Source organism: Agrobacterium sp. CG160-95 (assembly GCF_053521725.1).
The window spans coordinates 205,918-222,374 of sequence record NZ_JBNWDU010000008.1 but is presented as its reverse complement, the minus strand read 5'-3'; the positions used below and the strand labels follow the sequence as shown (position 1 = coordinate 222,374).

16 protein-coding genes are annotated in these 16,457 nt (G+C 59.2%); 3 read left to right on the top strand and 13 right to left on the bottom strand.

Features of this window, described 5'->3' with window-relative positions:
• Positions 1–66 precede the first annotated feature (66 nt).
• The 12 genes from ACQZ63_RS23885 to ACQZ63_RS23830 form a co-directional block, all read right to left on the bottom strand.
• Positions 67–297, bottom strand: coding sequence for a hypothetical protein (locus tag ACQZ63_RS23885; RefSeq protein WP_112391124.1), 231 nt, complete (start codon positions 295–297; stop codon positions 67–69).
• Between the two features lie 71 nt (positions 298–368).
• Positions 369–656, bottom strand: coding sequence for a hypothetical protein (locus tag ACQZ63_RS23880; protein WP_233283685.1), 288 nt, complete (start codon positions 654–656; stop codon positions 369–371).
• Between the two features lie 152 nt (positions 657–808).
• Entirely contained in the window at positions 809–1,852 is a 1,044-nt protein-coding gene (locus ACQZ63_RS23875) for a helix-turn-helix domain-containing protein (RefSeq protein ID WP_112496799.1), read from the bottom strand.
• A 117-nt stretch (positions 1,853–1,969) separates the two neighbouring features.
• The gene (locus tag ACQZ63_RS23870) at positions 1,970–2,755 is read right to left on the bottom strand and encodes a 3-hydroxybutyrate dehydrogenase (protein WP_025595201.1); all 786 of its coding nucleotides are present in this window, start codon (positions 2,753–2,755) and stop codon (positions 1,970–1,972) included.
• A 4-nt stretch (positions 2,756–2,759) separates the two neighbouring features.
• Positions 2,760–4,715: an acetoacetate--CoA ligase gene (locus tag ACQZ63_RS23865; protein WP_112391125.1), complete on the bottom strand. Its 1,956-nt coding sequence runs from the start codon at positions 4,713–4,715 to the stop codon at positions 2,760–2,762.
• Positions 4,712–5,596, bottom strand: coding sequence for a 3-hydroxyisobutyrate dehydrogenase (gene mmsB, locus ACQZ63_RS23860; protein WP_004431967.1), 885 nt, complete (start codon positions 5,594–5,596; stop codon positions 4,712–4,714). The genes ACQZ63_RS23865 and mmsB overlap by 4 nt, the downstream gene beginning before the upstream one ends.
• Before the next feature lie 13 nt (positions 5,597–5,609).
• On the bottom strand, positions 5,610–7,205 hold the full coding sequence (locus tag ACQZ63_RS23855; protein ID WP_174043342.1) for a GMC family oxidoreductase: 1,596 nt from the start codon (positions 7,203–7,205) through the stop codon (positions 5,610–5,612).
• Positions 7,206–7,278: 73 nt separating this feature from the next.
• Positions 7,279–8,286 carry a branched-chain amino acid ABC transporter permease gene (locus ACQZ63_RS23850; protein ID WP_065658701.1) on the bottom strand — a complete coding sequence of 336 codons (1,008 nt, stop codon included), beginning with the start codon at positions 8,284–8,286 and terminating at the stop codon, positions 7,279–7,281.
• 1 nt (position 8,287) lies between these two features.
• Positions 8,288–9,175 (bottom strand): branched-chain amino acid ABC transporter permease, encoded by an 888-nt coding sequence (locus ACQZ63_RS23845; RefSeq protein WP_019566514.1) that lies wholly within the window; start codon positions 9,173–9,175, stop codon positions 8,288–8,290.
• Between the two features lie 2 nt (positions 9,176–9,177).
• Positions 9,178–9,879, bottom strand: a complete 702-nt coding sequence (locus tag ACQZ63_RS23840; protein ID WP_448799429.1) for an ABC transporter ATP-binding protein — start codon at positions 9,877–9,879, stop codon at positions 9,178–9,180.
• Between the two features lies 1 nt (position 9,880).
• A complete protein-coding gene (locus ACQZ63_RS23835) occupies positions 9,881–10,666 on the bottom strand; it encodes an ABC transporter ATP-binding protein (protein WP_025595206.1) in 786 nt (261 codons plus the stop codon).
• 14 nt (positions 10,667–10,680) lie between these two features.
• Positions 10,681–11,889 carry an ABC transporter substrate-binding protein gene (locus ACQZ63_RS23830; protein WP_013762102.1) on the bottom strand — a complete coding sequence of 403 codons (1,209 nt, stop codon included), beginning with the start codon at positions 11,887–11,889 and terminating at the stop codon, positions 10,681–10,683.
• A gap of 220 nt (positions 11,890–12,109) precedes the next feature.
• Here ACQZ63_RS23830 and ACQZ63_RS23825 point away from each other — a divergent pair, with 220 nt between their 5' ends.
• Both ACQZ63_RS23825 and ACQZ63_RS23820 read left to right on the top strand, forming a co-directional pair.
• Positions 12,110–13,039 carry a LysR family transcriptional regulator gene (locus ACQZ63_RS23825; protein WP_004431950.1) on the top strand — a complete coding sequence of 310 codons (930 nt, stop codon included), beginning with the start codon at positions 12,110–12,112 and terminating at the stop codon, positions 13,037–13,039.
• A 134-nt stretch (positions 13,040–13,173) separates the two neighbouring features.
• Positions 13,174–14,196, top strand: coding sequence for an LLM class flavin-dependent oxidoreductase (locus tag ACQZ63_RS23820; protein WP_004431948.1), 1,023 nt, complete (start codon positions 13,174–13,176; stop codon positions 14,194–14,196).
• A gap of 145 nt (positions 14,197–14,341) precedes the next feature.
• Here the strand turns inward: ACQZ63_RS23820 and ACQZ63_RS23815 are convergent, their stop codons facing one another.
• Complete coding sequence (locus ACQZ63_RS23815) at positions 14,342–15,460, bottom strand: mandelate racemase/muconate lactonizing enzyme family protein (protein ID WP_004431946.1); 1,119 nt, start codon at positions 15,458–15,460, stop codon at positions 14,342–14,344.
• 283 nt (positions 15,461–15,743) lie between these two features.
• On the opposite strand from ACQZ63_RS23815, the gene ACQZ63_RS23810 reads away from it, so the two are divergent.
• Positions 15,744–16,418 (top strand): GntR family transcriptional regulator, encoded by a 675-nt coding sequence (locus tag ACQZ63_RS23810; RefSeq protein WP_004431944.1) that lies wholly within the window; start codon positions 15,744–15,746, stop codon positions 16,416–16,418.
• Positions 16,419–16,457: the final 39 nt, after the last annotated feature.

The window sequence follows — 16,457 nt, the reverse complement described above, 5'->3', positions numbered from 1 at the left end:
GAATTGGGGGCAATCTGGTTCCATACAAACTCAACATTCACCGTGAAAAATTTCACGGCATGATGGTTATGGGTTTTGTGGCGCCGGCGCAGTATCCGTCTGAGCGTTTTGCGGCCGGTTCTCGTCGGGTTCGAAAACCGCATATTCGACGACCGTCCAGACCACCAGCGCGAGAAGCAGACTGACAACCAGGATGACAAGAACCGGACGTCCTTTTACCCCTTGCCGCGCCCGCGTTGCGGTTTCATTTTTCGGATCATGCCGACCGCCAAGATAGCTGGTATTTTCTCTGGCCATGTCTCTCACTCCCTGTAACCCTGGTGATTTAATTCACAGGGACACAGTTTGTTCCAGACAGCAAAATCAGCTTAGCCGTACTCTGCGACCGCAAGTCTATCGCAACCGGCACCGTCGAACTCATCGACCGCACTGAAACTTTGCCCAATCCCCAGCCACGAGAATGGTGGCCGGCGATTGACGTCTTCGGTTTCGCACTGGATTTCCGGCGGGTTTTCAGAAATCGACAGCCACAGCGGTGGTCCCGCCGTTTCAAAATCGCATTGGTCGCCGGCGGCTTCGAGGTATCTCGTCGTGTCGCGGCGACGCACCCGCCATACGGGCAGCATCTCCAGAAAATTGAGAATTCGTATCATCATGATTGTCAGGCGAAATATCTATTAAAAACAACGTCCGTACTGTGGCACGCCCGCCGCGCAAGCGCATCCCTGCGGAGGTACAAGCGGAACGAATGGTCGGATTGTGCCAACATTCCGTCATACAGTGTCAGATCGGCTTCGAAACAATCGCGTCAGCGACCGAGCTGCACGATCCAGCGTGTCCACTCTGCGCTATCCGGTTTGATAATATCCGGTATGGTATCGCGGTTTTCGGATGCGAAATGCCGCATCTGACGCGGCGACAGGCCGAAGGTCTTCTTGAAAACGCGGCTGAAATTTTCCGGGTTGGTGAAGCCATAGGACGCCGCCACCTCAGCTATCGTCATATGGGCCGACTGCGGCGCCCGCAGGAAATCCATTGCCCGTTCGAGGCGCCTATGGGTGATACAGGCCGAAAACCCGCCCAGCGGTTCGAAAAGCCGGTAGACGGTGCGTCGCGATACGCCGAACTCGCCCATGACCTTTTCCACCGACAAGGCCGGATCGAGCAGGTGATTGTCGATATAGCGCCTGATGGATGCTCGCAGCGCCCGCTGAACACCCTGCGCATTGTCTTCCCGGACATGATTATTGATGGCAGCCGCGGCAAGCTCCAGCAATGGCGAGACCGTGGCCGCGCCGTCATTGGCGTTCATGACGTCAAAGTGGCGGTAAACGCTGGTCATCGTTTCCCGCAGCAGAGATACCAGGGGCAAACCGGCTGGCAGCACGCGCTCGTGATTATTGCCGGAACCGATGAGCCTGCCTTCCAGCAGCCGGCGCGGCACGACAAGGCTCAGATGATCGTGATCGGTTGTGGCTGTGGCCAGCGGCTGCGCCATGTCAATGATGTAGAGATCGCCCGGGCCGGCAGTCTCGCCCGCTCCGCGCCGCGACATGCTTTGGCCGCTGGCGTAAAATTGCAGGAGAAAGCCGTCCATCCCGTCCCGGGCAATCTTGTAGCGCGAGCGGTCGAAATCCTGCGCCGAGGACTGGGTGCGGCCAAGCGCGACATTGCCGATGAAGGCGGCATCGACACTGGCAAAAAAACCGTCATCCTGCGATCTGCGCAGGCGGGCATCAAAAAGCACGTTGATCGAATCGCGCCACAGCGCCATGGCGTCGCGCTTCGGCACATGGCGTGTATCGAAACGCGAGCGCGCTAGCGGAGCTTCCGAAAACCCTGTGTTCATAATACCGCTGTTCCGTGAACACGGCGCTGACCCCGCCGCACGCAAAACTATACAGTATTGAAATCGCCTCACAATACCGGAAGGATGGCAGATCGTTCGCTTGAGCCGGATGCGCGAAAATTATTTAGCGGTCCAGCCGCCGTCGATGGAAATGGTGGTGCCGGTGATGGAGCGCGCCATATCGCCCGTGAGGTAAAGCGCCATCTCCGCCACTTCCTCCGGCTGCACGAAACGTCGCGTCGGCTGCGGCGCAAGCATCACCTTCTTCACCACCTCATCCTCACCCATGCCATGCAGGCGGGCCTGATCGGCAACCTGCGCCGCGACGAGCGGCGTCCAGACGTAACCGGGGCAGATGGCGTTGCAGGTAATGCCAAGTTCGGCCACTTCCAGCGCCACGCTTTTCGTCAGGCCCACCACGGCATGTTTCGTCGCCACATAGGGACCCTTGAAGGGTGAGGCGCGCAACCCATGTGCGGAAGCAATATTGACGATGCGCCCCCAACCCCTTTCCTTCATGCCCGGCAGGGCTGCACGGATCGTATGAAAAGCACTGTCGAGGGAGATCGCGACAATATGGGAGAAATCGGCGAAATCGAATTCGTCGATCGGCGCGACCTTCTGGATGCCGGCATTGTTGACGAGCACGTCGATGTGACCGAATTCGGCAATGACGGTTTCCGGCAGATGTGCACTCTCGTCATAATTGGCGAGGTTGGCAGAAAAATAGACCGGCCGGTGCCGCGCCACCTTTGCAACCGCCTCCAGTGCCTGCGTCGCCGCCTCCACCGTTTCTATGCCGTGGACGGCGACGAGAAATCCCGCCTCGGCAAAACGTTTGGCGATAGCAAGGCCAATGCCGCTGGTGGAGCCGGTGACCAGAACGGTTTTCGGTTGATCCTCCATCATCCTAATCCTTCAGTTGCGGCAGGTTGCGGAAAAGCTCGAGCGCTTCGGGATTGGCGAGCGCGTCGGTGTTTTTCACCGGCCTGCCATGAATGGTGTCGCGAACTGCGATTTCGGAAATCTTGCCCGAGCGGGTACGGGGAATGGCCGTGACGGCAATGATCCTTGCCGGAACATGCCGTGGCGTAGCACCCGAGCGGATGCGGGTACGGATGGTCTTTTCGAGGTCCTCCGTCAGCGCTGCACCCTCTTTAAGGCGCACGAAGAGGATAACCCGCTGGTCACCGTCAATGTCCTGACCCACGGCAATCGCTTCCTCGACCTCCGGCACTGCTTCCACCTGACGGTATATTTCCGCCGTACCGATGCGAACCCCACCGGGATTGAGCGTCGTATCCGAGCGCCCGTGGATGACATATCCGCCGGTGGCACGTATTTCGGCAAAATCGCCATGCGCCCAGATGCCTGGGAAGCGATCGAAATAGGCAGCCTGATAACGAGAACCGTCCTCATCGCCCCAGAATTTGACGGGCATGGAAAGATGGGCATTGCGGCAGACGAGCTCACCAGCCACGCCGCGAACGGGATGGCCTTCATCGTCCAGGGTGTCGACATCCATACCGAGCATCGCGCCCTGCAGCTCCCCACGGTGAACAGGTTGCAGCGGATTGCCGCCAAGGAAACAGGCGCATATATCCGTGCCGCCGGAAATGGAGGCGAGATGCAGATCGGCCTTCCAGTCGCGATAGATATAATCGAAGGATTGCGGGATGAGCGGCGAGCCGGTGGAAAGGATTGTCCGAAGGGATGAAAGGTCATGGGTTTCGCGCGGTTTCAACCCTGCCTTCAGGCATGCGTCGATAAATTTGGCCGATGTTCCGAAGGTCGAGATCCGTTCGGCGTCAATGAGATCGATCAGCCGTGCGGGCGACGGATAACCCGGGTTGCCGTCATAGGTGACGAGGGTGGCGCCAAGCGCCAGGCCGGACACCTGCCAGTTCCACATCATCCAGCCGCAGGTGGTGAAATAGAAGAAACGTTCGCCTTGCCTGATATCGCATTGCAGCTTCTGCTCCTTCATATGCTGAAGAAGCAGGCCACCGCCGGAATGGGTGATGCATTTCGGCTTGCCGGTGGTGCCGGAGGAATAAAGGATCGCCAGCGGCGCCTTGACCGGCAGCCGGTTGAACGCGATTTCACCCGGCTCAAAGGGCGAAACGAAATCATGCAACGTCACGCAGCCGAGATCGGAAAGGCTGGCGGGAACAACGTCACCAATCAGCACGATCTTTTTAGGGGCAGCGCTTTCCACCACCGCGCGGATGGTCGGTGCGACATCAATCCGCTTGCCGGCATAACCGTATTCCGGCACGGCGATGAGGATTTTCGGATCGATCTGCGAGAGCCGGTCGGACGCCCCCGCCGGGCCGAAATCCGGTGAACAGGACGACCAGATGGCTCCGATGGCGCTCGTTGCCAGATAACCGACGATCGCCTCGATATCGTGGGTGACGATAGCGCCGATACGATCGCCTTCCTGCACGCCTGCGTGGACAAGCGCCTGCACCATGCGGGAGACATCCGCATAAAGCTGCCTGCGGCTGATTTCACGCCGCGTGCCATCATCTCGATGGGCGATGATCGCCAACCGTTCATCGGCATCGCGCAGCAGGTTTTCGGCATAATTGAGCCTCGCGCCGGGATAAAACTCGGCTTCCCGCATGGTCGCGCCAGGCTTGAAGGCCCTTTCGCCGCGCGTGCCGATGATCCCCAGCTCGTCCCACAGGGCATTGTAAAAGGCATCCGGTGCCTCAATGGACCAGCGCAGCAGGCCGGAATAATCGTCAGCCGAAAGCCCATGCAGCGATGCGGTCCTTGTGGCAAAGGCAAAAAGCGCCGAGTGCTCCAGCCTTTCCATTGGCGGTACCCACAGAATATCCGACGGCGTGGCGTCCATCATGCCTCGCCTCCGCGTAGCATTTCGACGATTGCGGAGAAATCACGCGCGCCACCGCCCTCACCCACGAAGTTCTCATAAAGCGTCGATGCTGCGGCGCCGAGTGGAGTGGCAACGCCGGCTCCACTCGCGGCCGCCTGCGAGAGTAACAAATCCTTCAGCATCAGCGCCGCAGCGAAACCCGGTTGATAATCATTGTTCGCCGGTGATGTCGGCACTGGTCCCGGCACCGGGCAATAGGTGGTGAGCGACCAGCATTGACCCGATGAGGTGGAGGCGACATCGAACAGCGCCTGATGCGAAAGGCCGAGTTTTTCGCCCAGCACGAAGGCCTCGGAAACCGCAATCATGGAAATGCCGAGGATCATGTTGTTACAGATCTTGGCCGCCTGGCCGTTGCCGCCCTTGCCGCAATGGACGATCTTCTTGCCCATGGCTTCCAGCACCGGCTTGGCCGCCGAGAAAGCCTCGGCCTCGCCGCCACACATGAAGGTCAAGGTGCCGGCACTGGCACCGCCCGTACCGCCAGATACAGGCGCGTCGACGGAGGGGCAACCGGCGGAAGCGGCAAGCTCGTGTGCCTTCAGGGCGCTGTCCATATCCACCGTCGAGCAATCGATGAGAAGCGTTCCGGCAGCTATTTTCTGCACCAGATCGCCATATACCGAAACAACATGTTCCCCCTTCGGCAGCATGGTTACGATCACTTCTGCCGCATCAATGGCTTCGGCAGAATCCAAAGCGACGGGAATTCCGGCCTCCCTCGCCGCCGCGCGGCATGCCTCGGAAAGGTCGAAACCCCTGACGGCATAACCGGCCTTGACGAGATTGGCGGCCATCGGCAGGCCCATATGGCCAAGTCCGATAAAAGCGACGGTCTTCATGGGAACGCTCCTCTTAGCGATTATCCGCAAGGATCATGTCGGCAGCCTTTTCGGCAATCATGATCGTTGGCGAATTGGTATTTCCGGACGTGATCCTCGGCATGATGGAGGCGTCCGCCACACGCAGCCGTGCAAGCTTGCGGAATTTCAGCCGCGTATCGACAACGCTTTCGGCATCGGAGCCCATGCGCAGGGTGCCGACGGGGTGGAATATGGTCGTGCCGATATCGCCCGCAGCGCGGGCCAGATCGTCGTCATTCTCAAAAGAAGGGCCGGGCCGGTATTCCTGCGGTTTGAACCGCGAAAAGGCGGGCTGGTTGACGATGCGGCGCGTCAGCCGCATGGAATCGATGGCTACCCGGCGGTCGCCTTCCGTCGATAGATAATTCGGTCGGATTTCCGGCTGCATGGCGAAATCCGGTCCTTTCACATGCACTGAGCCTCGGCTTTCGGGCCGCAGATTGCAGACACTTGCCGTAATGGCCGGAAAAGTGTGAACCGGATCACCAAACTTGTCGAGTGACACCGGCTGGACATGATATTCCAGATCCGCCGTCTCCTTTTCCGGAGAGGAACGGGTGAAGACACCAAGCTGGCTCGGCGCCATCGACATCGGCCCGGAGCGGGTCAAAGCATATTCGAGGCCGATCCTTGCCTTTCCGAACAGGGTCGAGGCCCTCTCATTCAGCGTCAGGACGCCTGAAACCTTATAGACCATGCGCAATTGCAGATGATCCTGCAGGTTCTCGCCCACACCTTGAACTTCCGTCACTGTGTCGATACCGGCGGCCTGCAACACGTCGCCGCGGCCAACGCCGGAAAGCTCCAGAATGTGTGGTGAACCGACTGCACCTGCCGAAAGCACCGTTTCGCGCCGTGCACGCATCTTTTTCAAGACGCCGTCGTGGTGAAACTCGACGCCGGTGACCAAGCCCTCTTCGACAATGAGACGCTTGACATGGGCCTTGGTCATGACTGTCAAATTCCGGCGGCCAAGCGCCGGTTTCAAAAAGGCCTTGGCCGTGTTCCAGCGCCAGCCCGACCGCTGGTTCACATCGAAATAACCGGCCCCTTCATTGTCGCCCCGGTTGAAATCTTCGGTCGCAGGAATGCCGGCCTCACCCGCCGCCTGCTGAAAGGCATCAAGCACATCCCAGCGCACGCGCGCCTTCTCCACCCGCCATTCGCCGCCGGTGGAATGCATGTCGCCCTTGCCGCGATAAAAATCCTCCGACTTCATGAAATAGGGCAGGATATCATCCCATCCCCAGCCCTCGCAGCCGAGTTGACGCCAGACATCGTAGTCGCGGGCCTGACCACGCATATAGATCATGCCGTTGATGGAGGAGCAGCCGCCGAGAACCTTGCCGCGAGGATAGATCAACGACCTTCCGTTAAGCCCAGGTTCTTCCGCCGTCTTGAAACACCAGTCGGTGCGCGGATTGTTGATGCAATAGAGGTAACCGACCGGAATATGGATCCAGTGATAATTATCGTTGCCACCCGCTTCCAGCAGCAGGACGCGATTGTTCGGGTCTTTCGAGAGGCGGTTGGCGAGAACGCATCCCGCACTTCCCGCTCCGATGACGATATAGTCAAATTCCGCCATGCTATTCTCCATGGGGCGCCCTTGCCGCGTCGCCCCGGACGCGGAGGAGCCTTCCCCCTGTTTCAAAAAATTCTTATCCTCGGTGCTGAAAACCCAGTCTTCGCCCGAGCCGCGAAGCGTAAAATTCACCGATCAGGCCGCGCCGGAACACCAGAACGCAGGCCATGAAAACGAGGCCGGTGATGATGGTGACCGGGAAATCGGATGTCGCGAGATAGTTCTGCAGTGCGACGACAAGCCCCGCACCGAAGATCGGGCCGATCATGGTGCCAATACCGCCGAGCAGGGTCATCAGGATAACCTCGCCCGACATCTGCCAGGCCACATCGGTCAAGGTTGCGAACTGGAACACCAGCGCCTTCAGGCCGCCCGCAAGACCGGCAAGCGCCGCCGACATGACGAAAGCACCAAGCTTGTAACGCTGCACGCTGTATCCAAGAGAAATGGCGCGCTGCTCGTTTTCGCGGATGGATTTCAGGATCATGCCGAACGGCGAGTTGACGAAACGCCAGATGACGAGAAGTGCCAGCACGAAGGCGGCAAGCACCGTGTAGTAAATGTTCAGCGGCGCGTTGAGATCGAGAAGGCCGAAGAGGTGTCCACGGGGCACGCCCTGCAACCCGTCCTCACCATGGGTGAAGGGTGCTTGAAGGCAGAAGAAATAAAACATCTGCGACAAGGCAAGCGTGATCATGGCGAAATAGATGCCCTGCCGGCGAATGGCGAAAAAGCCGATGACGAGGCCAAGAAGGGCGGCACCCGCCATGCCGATGAGGAGGCCGATCTCGGGCGTGACGCCCCATTCCTTCACCGAATAGGCGGTGAAATAGGCAGCGCCGCCGAAAAATGCCGCATGGCCGAAGGAAAGCAGCCCGGTGTAACCGATCAGCAGATTGAAGGCGCAGGCAAACAGCGCGAAGCAAAGCAGCTTCATCAGAAAGATCGGATAAACGAACATCGGTGCAGCGATCAGCACGGCCAGTCCTGCCAGTATCAGCACGGTCTTGATGGTTCCAGCGGTTGCGGAAACCTCGGCCTGCGGCATCGCGCCGGCTGTCGGGTTGTGAGTGGCTTTGGACATATCAGGCGTCCTTTCCGAAAAGTCCGGCGGGGCGGATGAGCAGCACAAAGGCCATGATGACGAAGATGACGATGTTGGACGCTTCCGGGTAGAACACCTTGGTCAGGCCTTCAGCGATACCCAGCATGTAGCCGGTGACGATGGCGCCCATGATCGACCCCATGCCGCCGACCACGACGACGGCGAAGACGACGATGATGAGGTTGGTGCCCATCAGCGGTGAGACCTGATAGATCGGCGCGGCCAGCACGCCGGTGAAGCCGGCAAGGCCCGCACCCAGCGCGTAGGTCAGCGTCAGGAGCACAGGCACGTTGATACCGAAGGCCTGCACCAGTGTCGGATTTTCCGTCGCCGCCCGCAGATAGGAGCCGAGCCGCGTCTTTTCGATCAACGCCCAGGTGGCGATGCAGGCGACAAGCGAGATGACGACGACGAAAGCGCGGTAGTTCGGCAGGAACATGAAGCCGAGATTGGTGCCGCCGGCAAGCTCGCGCGGAACCGAATAAGGTTGACCCGCCGCACCATACAGCCAGCGGAACGTGCCTTCCACCACCAGCGCCAGGCCGAAGGTGAAGAGCAGCCCATACAGAGGATCGAGATCGTAAAGCCGCGACAGTAGCAGGCGCTCGATGATCGCGCCGAAAAGTGCAACGACAAGCGGCGTCACCAACAGTGCCCACCAGAAGCTGATGCCGAAATATTGCAGGCCGAGAAAGGCGACGAAAGCGCCAAGCATATATTGGGCACCATGGGCGAAATTGATGACGCGCAGCAGGCCGAAAATGACGGCAAGGCCGAGCGACAGGAGCGCATAAAACGACCCGTTGATGAGGCCGATCAGCAATTGCCCGAGCAGGGCCTGAAGCGGAACGCCGAAGAGCATCGTCATCGTTAAACCCCCAGCACTTTATTGAGTTCGCCCATGCGGCCGGAAAGCTCGCCCACCGGAAAATTGCTGACCATCTGGCCATGATCCATCAGGTAGAAACGATCCGCGATGCGGCTGGCGAAGCGGAAATTCTGCTCGACCAGAACCACTGTCATGCCACGACTTTTCAAGGTCTTCAGCACCTCGCCGATGCGCTGCACGATTACAGGCGCAAGCCCTTCGGTCGGCTCATCGAGCAGGAGAACCTTGACCCCTGTGCGCAGAATGCGCGCCATGGCCAGCATCTGCTGTTCGCCGCCGGAAAGCTTGGTGCCGGGGCTAGCCCGACGTTCGTAAAGATTGGGAAACAGCTCGTAGATTTCATCGAGCGTCATGCCGCCGGATGCGACGACGGGCGGCAGTTTCAGATTTTCCTCGACGCTCAGTGTCGCGAAGATGCCGCGCTCTTCCGGCACGAAACCGAGGCCGTATTTCGCCGTGCGATGCAACGGCACCGGCATCATATCCTTGCCGCCGAGCTTGATCACGCCCTTTCGGTTGCGGATGATGCCCATGACGGTGCGCAGCGTCGTGGTCTTGCCAACCCCATTGCGCCCGAGAATGGTGATGGTTTCGCCTTCGCCGACGGTTAGATCGACGCCGTGCAGCGCCTGGCTTTCGCCGTACCAGGATTTCAGGTTGGAGACTTCGAGCATTGCCGCCATATCACGCCTCCTCCGTGCCCATATAGGCCGTACGCACGCGCGGATCGGCGGAGACGGTGGCATAATCGCCTTCCGCCAGAATTTCGCCCCGCTGCAGCACCGTGACCTGATGGCAGATATCTGCCACGACCTTCAGATTGTGTTCGACCATCAGCACCGCGCGCGTTTTGGCCACTTCGCGGATGAGATCGGCGACATGCGCGACATCCTCGCCCCCCATGCCCGCCATCGGCTCATCGAGAAGCAATACCTTCGGGTCGAGCGCAAGCGTGGTGGCGATTTCAAGAACGCGCTTGCGACCGTAGGAAAGATCGGCCGCAAGTGCATTTTTTTCCCGTGTCAGGCCAACCGTTGCGATCAACTCCTCGGCACGTGCATTGAGCCTGTCGAGTGAAGAGAGCGGCAGCCAGAATTGCGTTGAAAGGTTATTCGGCCGCTGCAACGCCACCCGCACGTTCTCAAGAACCGTCAGATGCGGAAACACCGCCGATATCTGGAAAGACCTGACGAGACCGAGCCGCGCCACCTTGTCCGGCGGCGTCTTTGTTATATCCGTTCCCATGAAGGTGATCGCCCCGCCTGTCGGCTGGAGAAACTTGGTCAACAGGTTGAAGACCGTGGTTTTGCCGGCGCCGTTCGGACCAATAAGTGCATGCACGCGGGCATGATGGACGTCGAGATCGACGTTTTTCACGGCCGCGAATGCGCCGAAGGTCTTGGAGAGACCGCGCGCCGAAAGCACGACGCGGGGTTCCGCCTGACCGGCAGGGGCGGGAGCGATCATCATGAAGTTCCCCCTTTTTACTGCGTTACCAGCGGGCAACCGCTTTTTGCGGGGTCCATGAAGGCTTCCTTGCCGGGGATCGTGGCAAGCACCTTGTAGTAGTCCCACGGCTGCTTGCTCTCATCCGGCTTCTTCACTTCCATCAGATACATGTCGTGGATCATGCGGCCATTGGCGGCCACATGGCCATCCTTCGAGAAGACGTCGTTGACAGGCATTTCCTTCATGGCCTTTGCCACGGCGTCGGCATCGTCGGTGCCGGCCTTATCGATGGCCTTCAGGTAATGCAGAACGGCGGAATAGGTGCCAGCGTGGACCATGTTCGGCATGGCGCCGGTACGTTCCTTGAACCGTTCGCCGAATTTGCGCGATTCATCGTCGCGGTCCCAATAGAACCCTTCCGTCAGCGTCAGGCCCTGAGCCGCTTCGAGACCGAGGCCGTGCACTTCGGCAAGCGTAAAGAGAAGGGCCGCCAGCCGCTGCCCGCCCGCAACGATACCGAATTCAGCGGCCTGCTTGATTGCGTTGGAGGTGTCGAGACCGGCATTGGCAAGGCCGATGACCTTCGCGCCTGATGACTGCGCCTGCAACAGGAAGGAGGAATAATCCGTAGAGGCCAGCGGATGGCGCACGGAACCCAGCACCTTGCCGCCATTGGCCTTGACGAAGTTGGACGTGTTTTCTTCCAGCGAATAACCGAAGGCGTAATCCGCAGTCAGAAAGAACCAGCTGTCGCCGCCCTGTTTCACCAGCGCACCGCCGGTGCCGACTGCCAGCGAATAGGTGTCGTAGGCCCAGTGGAAACCATAGGGGCTGCACTGCTTGCCCGTCAGTTCCGTGGTCGCAGCGCCCGTGTTGATGGTGATCTTCTTTTTGTCCTTCGAGAGAGCCTGCACGGCAAGGCCGACCGAGGAAGAGGTCAGTTCCATGATCGAATCGACCTGTTCGGTGTCGTACCACTGCCGGGCGATGTTGGAGGCGACATCCGCCTTGTTCTGGTGGTCAGCCGTTACCACTTCCACCGGCGCGCCCAGCACCTTGCCGCCAAAATCCTCGACCGCCATCTTCGCGGCCTCATAAGAGTATTTACCGCCGAAATTGGCGTAGACGCCCGACTGGTCGTTCAAGATGCCGATCTTGACCTTGCCGTCCGAAATCTCGGCAGCGTAAGCGGCGGTGCCTGCCGCCAGTGCCATGGCCGTGGATAAAACGATACTCTTGCGCATGACTTCTCCTCCCAGAGATGATTGCGAGCCTCAGATAGGTCTGTGCAACGGTGAACGAAGGCGCATTGCGATCGTCCCACGGTGTTGCATCAGAACGGTCGCGCCACCCTCCTCAAAGCAGCGCCTCCCTATGTAGACTTCTCGAATTCGGCCGTTGACACAAGAGCGGGGCATCATCAAATTGCGAACAGGAACTGTTCATTTTTGAACAGACCTGGCAATGGAGACCGAATTGGCCACGCCTTTTACCTGGGACGACCTGCAATATTTTCTGGCGGTGGCCCGCACCGGACAACTTTCATCGGCAGCGCGTAGCCTGCGCACCAGCCACGCCACCGTCTCCCGCCACATCGACCGGCTGGAATTCTCGCTTAAAACCAAGCTGTTCGAGCGAAATCCACGTGGTTACGAACTGACAACGGTCGGGCGGCGCCTGGTCGATACCGTCGAGCGCATCGAGGCGGAAGCGGAAAGATTGCAATCGGATATTTCCGAAAGCGGCAGCCTGCTGCGCGGCGTGGTCAGGCTCAGTGCGCCTGAAGGTTTTTCCAACTTTTTCTTCGTGGAAAGGCTGAAAGACTTCGCCGTCACCCATCCGCACATCATGGTGGAGATGGTTACGATCCAGCAGATCATGGCATTGTCGAAGAAAGAAGCGGATGTGGCGGTCACACTCGATCCGCCGAAAGCAGGCCCCTACATCAACGAACAGATCGTCGATTACACGCTGCATATCTACGCATCGCGTTCCTATCTTGCCAGCCACCCGAAAATCACCCGGCGCGAAGATTTGCCCGATCATTTCTTTATCGGTTACGTGCAGGATCTGATCTTCTCGCCGGGCCTCGATTACATGCGCGACGTGATGCCCGGCCTCCGACCCAACTTCCAGTCATCAAGCATTTTTGCGCAGTTGACTGCAACGCTGAGCGGACGTGGCCTTTGCATATTGCCCAACTTCATCGCCGCACGCTTTCCGGACCTGCAGATGGTGCTGGCAGGTGAAGTGGAACTGCGGCGGGGTTACTGGCTGACAAGCCATCAGGACCTTGCCAATGTGCCGCGCGTGCGCTCGCTGATGGATTTCATTCTCACGACGGCGCGCGCCCACCAAAATCTCTTCATCCTCGACCGCAAGACGATCGCCTGAAACAACCGTCGTTCACATTTCGGCGACACCGTGTCTACGCGTGGCGGATTGGAGAATCCGCACTGCAGCCTATATGACTGACAACAACGATGCCGGCTCAAGTCAGCTGCATCCTAAACATTTGGAAGGTCATCATGAAAAAGATCGGATTTCTATCCTTCGGACACTGGACGCCCTCGCCCCAGTCGCAGACCCGCTCTGCTGCAGACACCCTGCTGCAATCGATAGACCTGGCCGTTGCTGCGGAAGAACTCGGCGCCGACGGCGCTTATTTCCGTGTCCACCACTTCGCCCGCCAGTTGGGATCACCTTTTCCGCTGCTTGCCGCCGTTGGCGCAAGAACGAAAAGTATCGAGATCGGCACCGGCGTCATCGACATGCGTTATGAGAACCCCTTTTACATGGTGGAGGATGCGAGTTCAGCCGATCTCATCGCCGGCGGACGCCTGCAACTCGGCATCAGTCGCGGTTCTCCCGAACAGGTGATCGACGGCTGGCGCTATTTCGGCTACCGCCCTGCCGAGGGCCAGACCGAGGAGGACATGGCGCGCCAGCACACCGAAGTCTTCCTCGAGCTTCTGAAGGGCGAAGGTTTCGCCGAGCCGAACCCTCGGCCGATGTTTCCCAACCCGCCCGGCCTGCTGCGGCTGGAGCCGCACTCCGAAGGGTTGCGCGAGCGCATCTGGTGGGGTTCCAGCTCCAATGCGACGGCGGTTTGGGCGGCAAAGCTTGGCATGAACCTTCAAAGCTCCACCCTGAAAACGGATGAGACCGGCGAACCCTTCCATGTGCAGCAGGCCGAACAGATCCGTGCTTACCGCGCCGCATGGAAAGAGGCTGGACACGCCCGCGAGCCTCGCGTGTCTGTCAGCCGCAGCATCTTCGCTCTCGTCAGCGATCGCGACCGATCCTATTTCGGTTACGGCAGCGAGGGTGACGACAAGATCGGTTACATCGACGACAAGACGCGCGCGATCTTCGGGCGCAGCTACGCCGCCGAACCGGAAGCATTGATCGAGCAGCTAAAAGCCGACGAAGCTATCGCCGAGGCCGACACACTGTTGCTGACCGTGCCGAACCAGCTGGGCGTCGACTACAACGCCCATGTTATCGAGACGATCCTCAAACAGGTGGCTCCTGCACTCGGCTGGCGCTAAGTCTGGCAAAACCTGCATCAAGCCCACACCGTCACCCCGGATTAGATTCTGGGTGACGGTGCGATCAAGTCTTCGATAGCGCACGATTCCTTTGACGACGCCGAAGCCCCGTGGCCGGATGCAATCCGGGCTGAACGCCTCTGTTTCATTTCACCGCTTTGCCATAGCGGGCGATGCTTTCGGCCAAAGGCGTGGTGCTGGCGCCGGGATGCTCCGGGCGCTTGTAAACACCATCGCGAACATGGATCGGCTCTTCGAAATGGTCCTTGATCCACGGAATATATTCGAGGATGGTCGATGCCGGATGCCAGTAACTCAGATGCACATGCACCTGACTCATCTCACCGGCATGCGGAACGACAGGCAGGCGATTGGCGAGCGCGAGGTCAGCGACCTGGATATATTCGGTGATGCCGCCAAGCCGGGTTACATCCGGCTGGACATAGGCAACAGCGCCCGCGTCGATGAATGACCGGAACGCATCCACCGTATAAAGCTGCTCTCCGAGAGCGATGGGAATGGATGTGTTGCGTGCCAGCCGCGCGTGGCTGGTCACATCGTCGTACCAGAGCGGTTCTTCGAACCAATAGATATCCAGATCCTTTGCCGCCGCGCAGAAGCGCTGGCATGTCGGCAGATCCCACTTGCCGTTGCCATCGATAGCGATGCGTATCGCGGAGCCGAGACGCTTGCGCACCGCCGCGAGGCGTCCGATATCAATATTCGGATCATCGTGCCCGACCTTGATTTTCAGGCGGGTAAAACCTTCCTCTTCAACTGCCCTGGCGCTGCCCGCCAGCAGATTTTCGAGATTGAAGGAAAGCCAGCCTATATCGGTATTGTAAGCTTCGACCCCTGTGGTGTGCGCGCCGCCGAGGTATTGCCAGAGTGGAACGCCCGCCTTCTTCGCCTTCAGATCCCAGAGCGCCACATCGACCGCAGCCAGCGCCAGATGGGTGATGCCCGCGCGGCCGACCCATTGCAGGGACGGATAACGGGCAAGTTTTGTCCACAGCCGCGAATGTTCGGATGCATCCTCGCCGATCAGCAGAGGCGCATAGCAATCGCTGATGCAGGATGTGATCAACCGGTCGGACGGCAGATGCGCATGGGTGCCGGTGAAGCCGTATCCCTCAAGGCCGTCACTCGTCGTAATTTTTGCGCCGACGACGCCCCAATGGGTGATGCTGTGGGTGGAATCGGAAATGGATTCCGATGTCAGCGGCAGATGCAGGATGAAAGGTTCGACAGCGGTTATTTTCATGATCGGTCAATTCCTCGACGCTTGAGCAGCCTTTGGGGAGGAATAAACGGAAGTTCCGTTCTGATCGAAGCTCTACCGATCAACCAGTGGAATGTCGCCACGGCCCCGCGATCAATGACCGCAGGAGATGAAGCCTCAGGGGATTGCCCGGCCACCCTCCTCCAGCAGCCAGCTTCCGATGACGGATACAGCTAAAGCAAAATCGACCATTGTAAAATAAAAAATTTTTTATTTTTTATATTCTGTCATTGCCTGTCACTCGCGGTTAGGTGATGGTGTTGCCATGAACACACTGATCAAAGTCACGCTCGCCGACCAAGCGCATCAGGAACTGCGGGCGCGCATCGTCAGCGGCAGATTGCGCGGCGGCGAACGGCTGTTGCCCAACGAACTTGCCGCCGATCTCGGCATCAGCCCCACGCCGGTCAAGGAAGCATGCCTGAAACTCGAGGCAGACGGGCTGGTGGTCAATTCCTCAAGGCGCGGCATGGTGGTGCGCGATTTTACCGTGGAGGATGTGGAAGAACTCTACGCCGCCAGAATGCTGCTGGAAAAAGGCGCTGTGGAAGTGGCCTTCGATGCCGGGCAGCTGGACGAAGCCTTGCATGCGCAGCTTCTGGAAAGCCTTGCGAAACACCGTGAATTTGCCACGAGCGCGACGCTGGACGATCTCTCCAAAGCGCTGTTTCACGATCGCAGCTTCCACACGGCCCTTGTTTCGGCCGCGCGCATTCCGGTCATTTCCGGCACGCATGGGCGCATTCTCGACCAGACCCACACGGTTTTCGTATCGATCCTTGGCGACTACGCCCGCTCTGTCGAGGAACACCAGAACATTGCCGACGCCATAGCCGCCCGCAGCAAGGCCCAGATTATCGACGCCCTATGGCGCCATCTGGAGCGTAGCCGGCAGAATACGCTGCGGCAGGTGCGTCTGCTGAGAGAGGCCGGCGCCTGAGCGTACCCCCGCAATCTTTTGAAGTCCTGAAAAAACAAC

What these genes read in the sequence shown, in the direction of transcription:
- ACQZ63_RS23815 (WP_004431946.1), bottom strand. Translation starts at nt 15,460, where the DNA reads ATGAAAATAACCGCTGTCGAACCTTTCATCCTGCATCTGCCGCTGACA.
- ACQZ63_RS23810 (WP_004431944.1), top strand. Translation starts at nt 15,744, where the DNA reads ATGAACACACTGATCAAAGTCACGCTCGCCGACCAAGCGCATCAGGAA.
- ACQZ63_RS23870 (WP_025595201.1), bottom strand. Translation starts at nt 2,755, where the DNA reads ATGGAGGATCAACCGAAAACCGTTCTGGTCACCGGCTCCACCAGCGGC.
- ACQZ63_RS23850 (WP_065658701.1), bottom strand. Translation starts at nt 8,286, where the DNA reads ATGTCCAAAGCCACTCACAACCCGACAGCCGGCGCGATGCCGCAGGCC.
- ACQZ63_RS23865 (WP_112391125.1), bottom strand. Translation starts at nt 4,715, where the DNA reads ATGATGGACGCCACGCCGTCGGATATTCTGTGGGTACCGCCAATGGAA.
- ACQZ63_RS23835 (WP_025595206.1), bottom strand. Translation starts at nt 10,666, where the DNA reads ATGATGATCGCTCCCGCCCCTGCCGGTCAGGCGGAACCCCGCGTCGTG.
- mmsB (WP_004431967.1), bottom strand. Translation starts at nt 5,596, where the DNA reads ATGAAGACCGTCGCTTTTATCGGACTTGGCCATATGGGCCTGCCGATG.
- ACQZ63_RS23885 (WP_112391124.1), bottom strand. Translation starts at nt 297, where the DNA reads ATGGCCAGAGAAAATACCAGCTATCTTGGCGGTCGGCATGATCCGAAA.
- ACQZ63_RS23880 (WP_233283685.1), bottom strand. Translation starts at nt 656, where the DNA reads ATGATGATACGAATTCTCAATTTTCTGGAGATGCTGCCCGTATGGCGG.
- ACQZ63_RS23820 (WP_004431948.1), top strand. Translation starts at nt 13,174, where the DNA reads ATGAAAAAGATCGGATTTCTATCCTTCGGACACTGGACGCCCTCGCCC.
- ACQZ63_RS23840 (WP_448799429.1), bottom strand. Translation starts at nt 9,879, where the DNA reads ATGGCGGCAATGCTCGAAGTCTCCAACCTGAAATCCTGGTACGGCGAA.
- ACQZ63_RS23845 (WP_019566514.1), bottom strand. Translation starts at nt 9,175, where the DNA reads ATGACGATGCTCTTCGGCGTTCCGCTTCAGGCCCTGCTCGGGCAATTG.
- ACQZ63_RS23825 (WP_004431950.1), top strand. Translation starts at nt 12,110, where the DNA reads ATGGAGACCGAATTGGCCACGCCTTTTACCTGGGACGACCTGCAATAT.
- ACQZ63_RS23855 (WP_174043342.1), bottom strand. Translation starts at nt 7,205, where the DNA reads ATGGCGGAATTTGACTATATCGTCATCGGAGCGGGAAGTGCGGGATGC.
- ACQZ63_RS23830 (WP_013762102.1), bottom strand. Translation starts at nt 11,889, where the DNA reads ATGCGCAAGAGTATCGTTTTATCCACGGCCATGGCACTGGCGGCAGGC.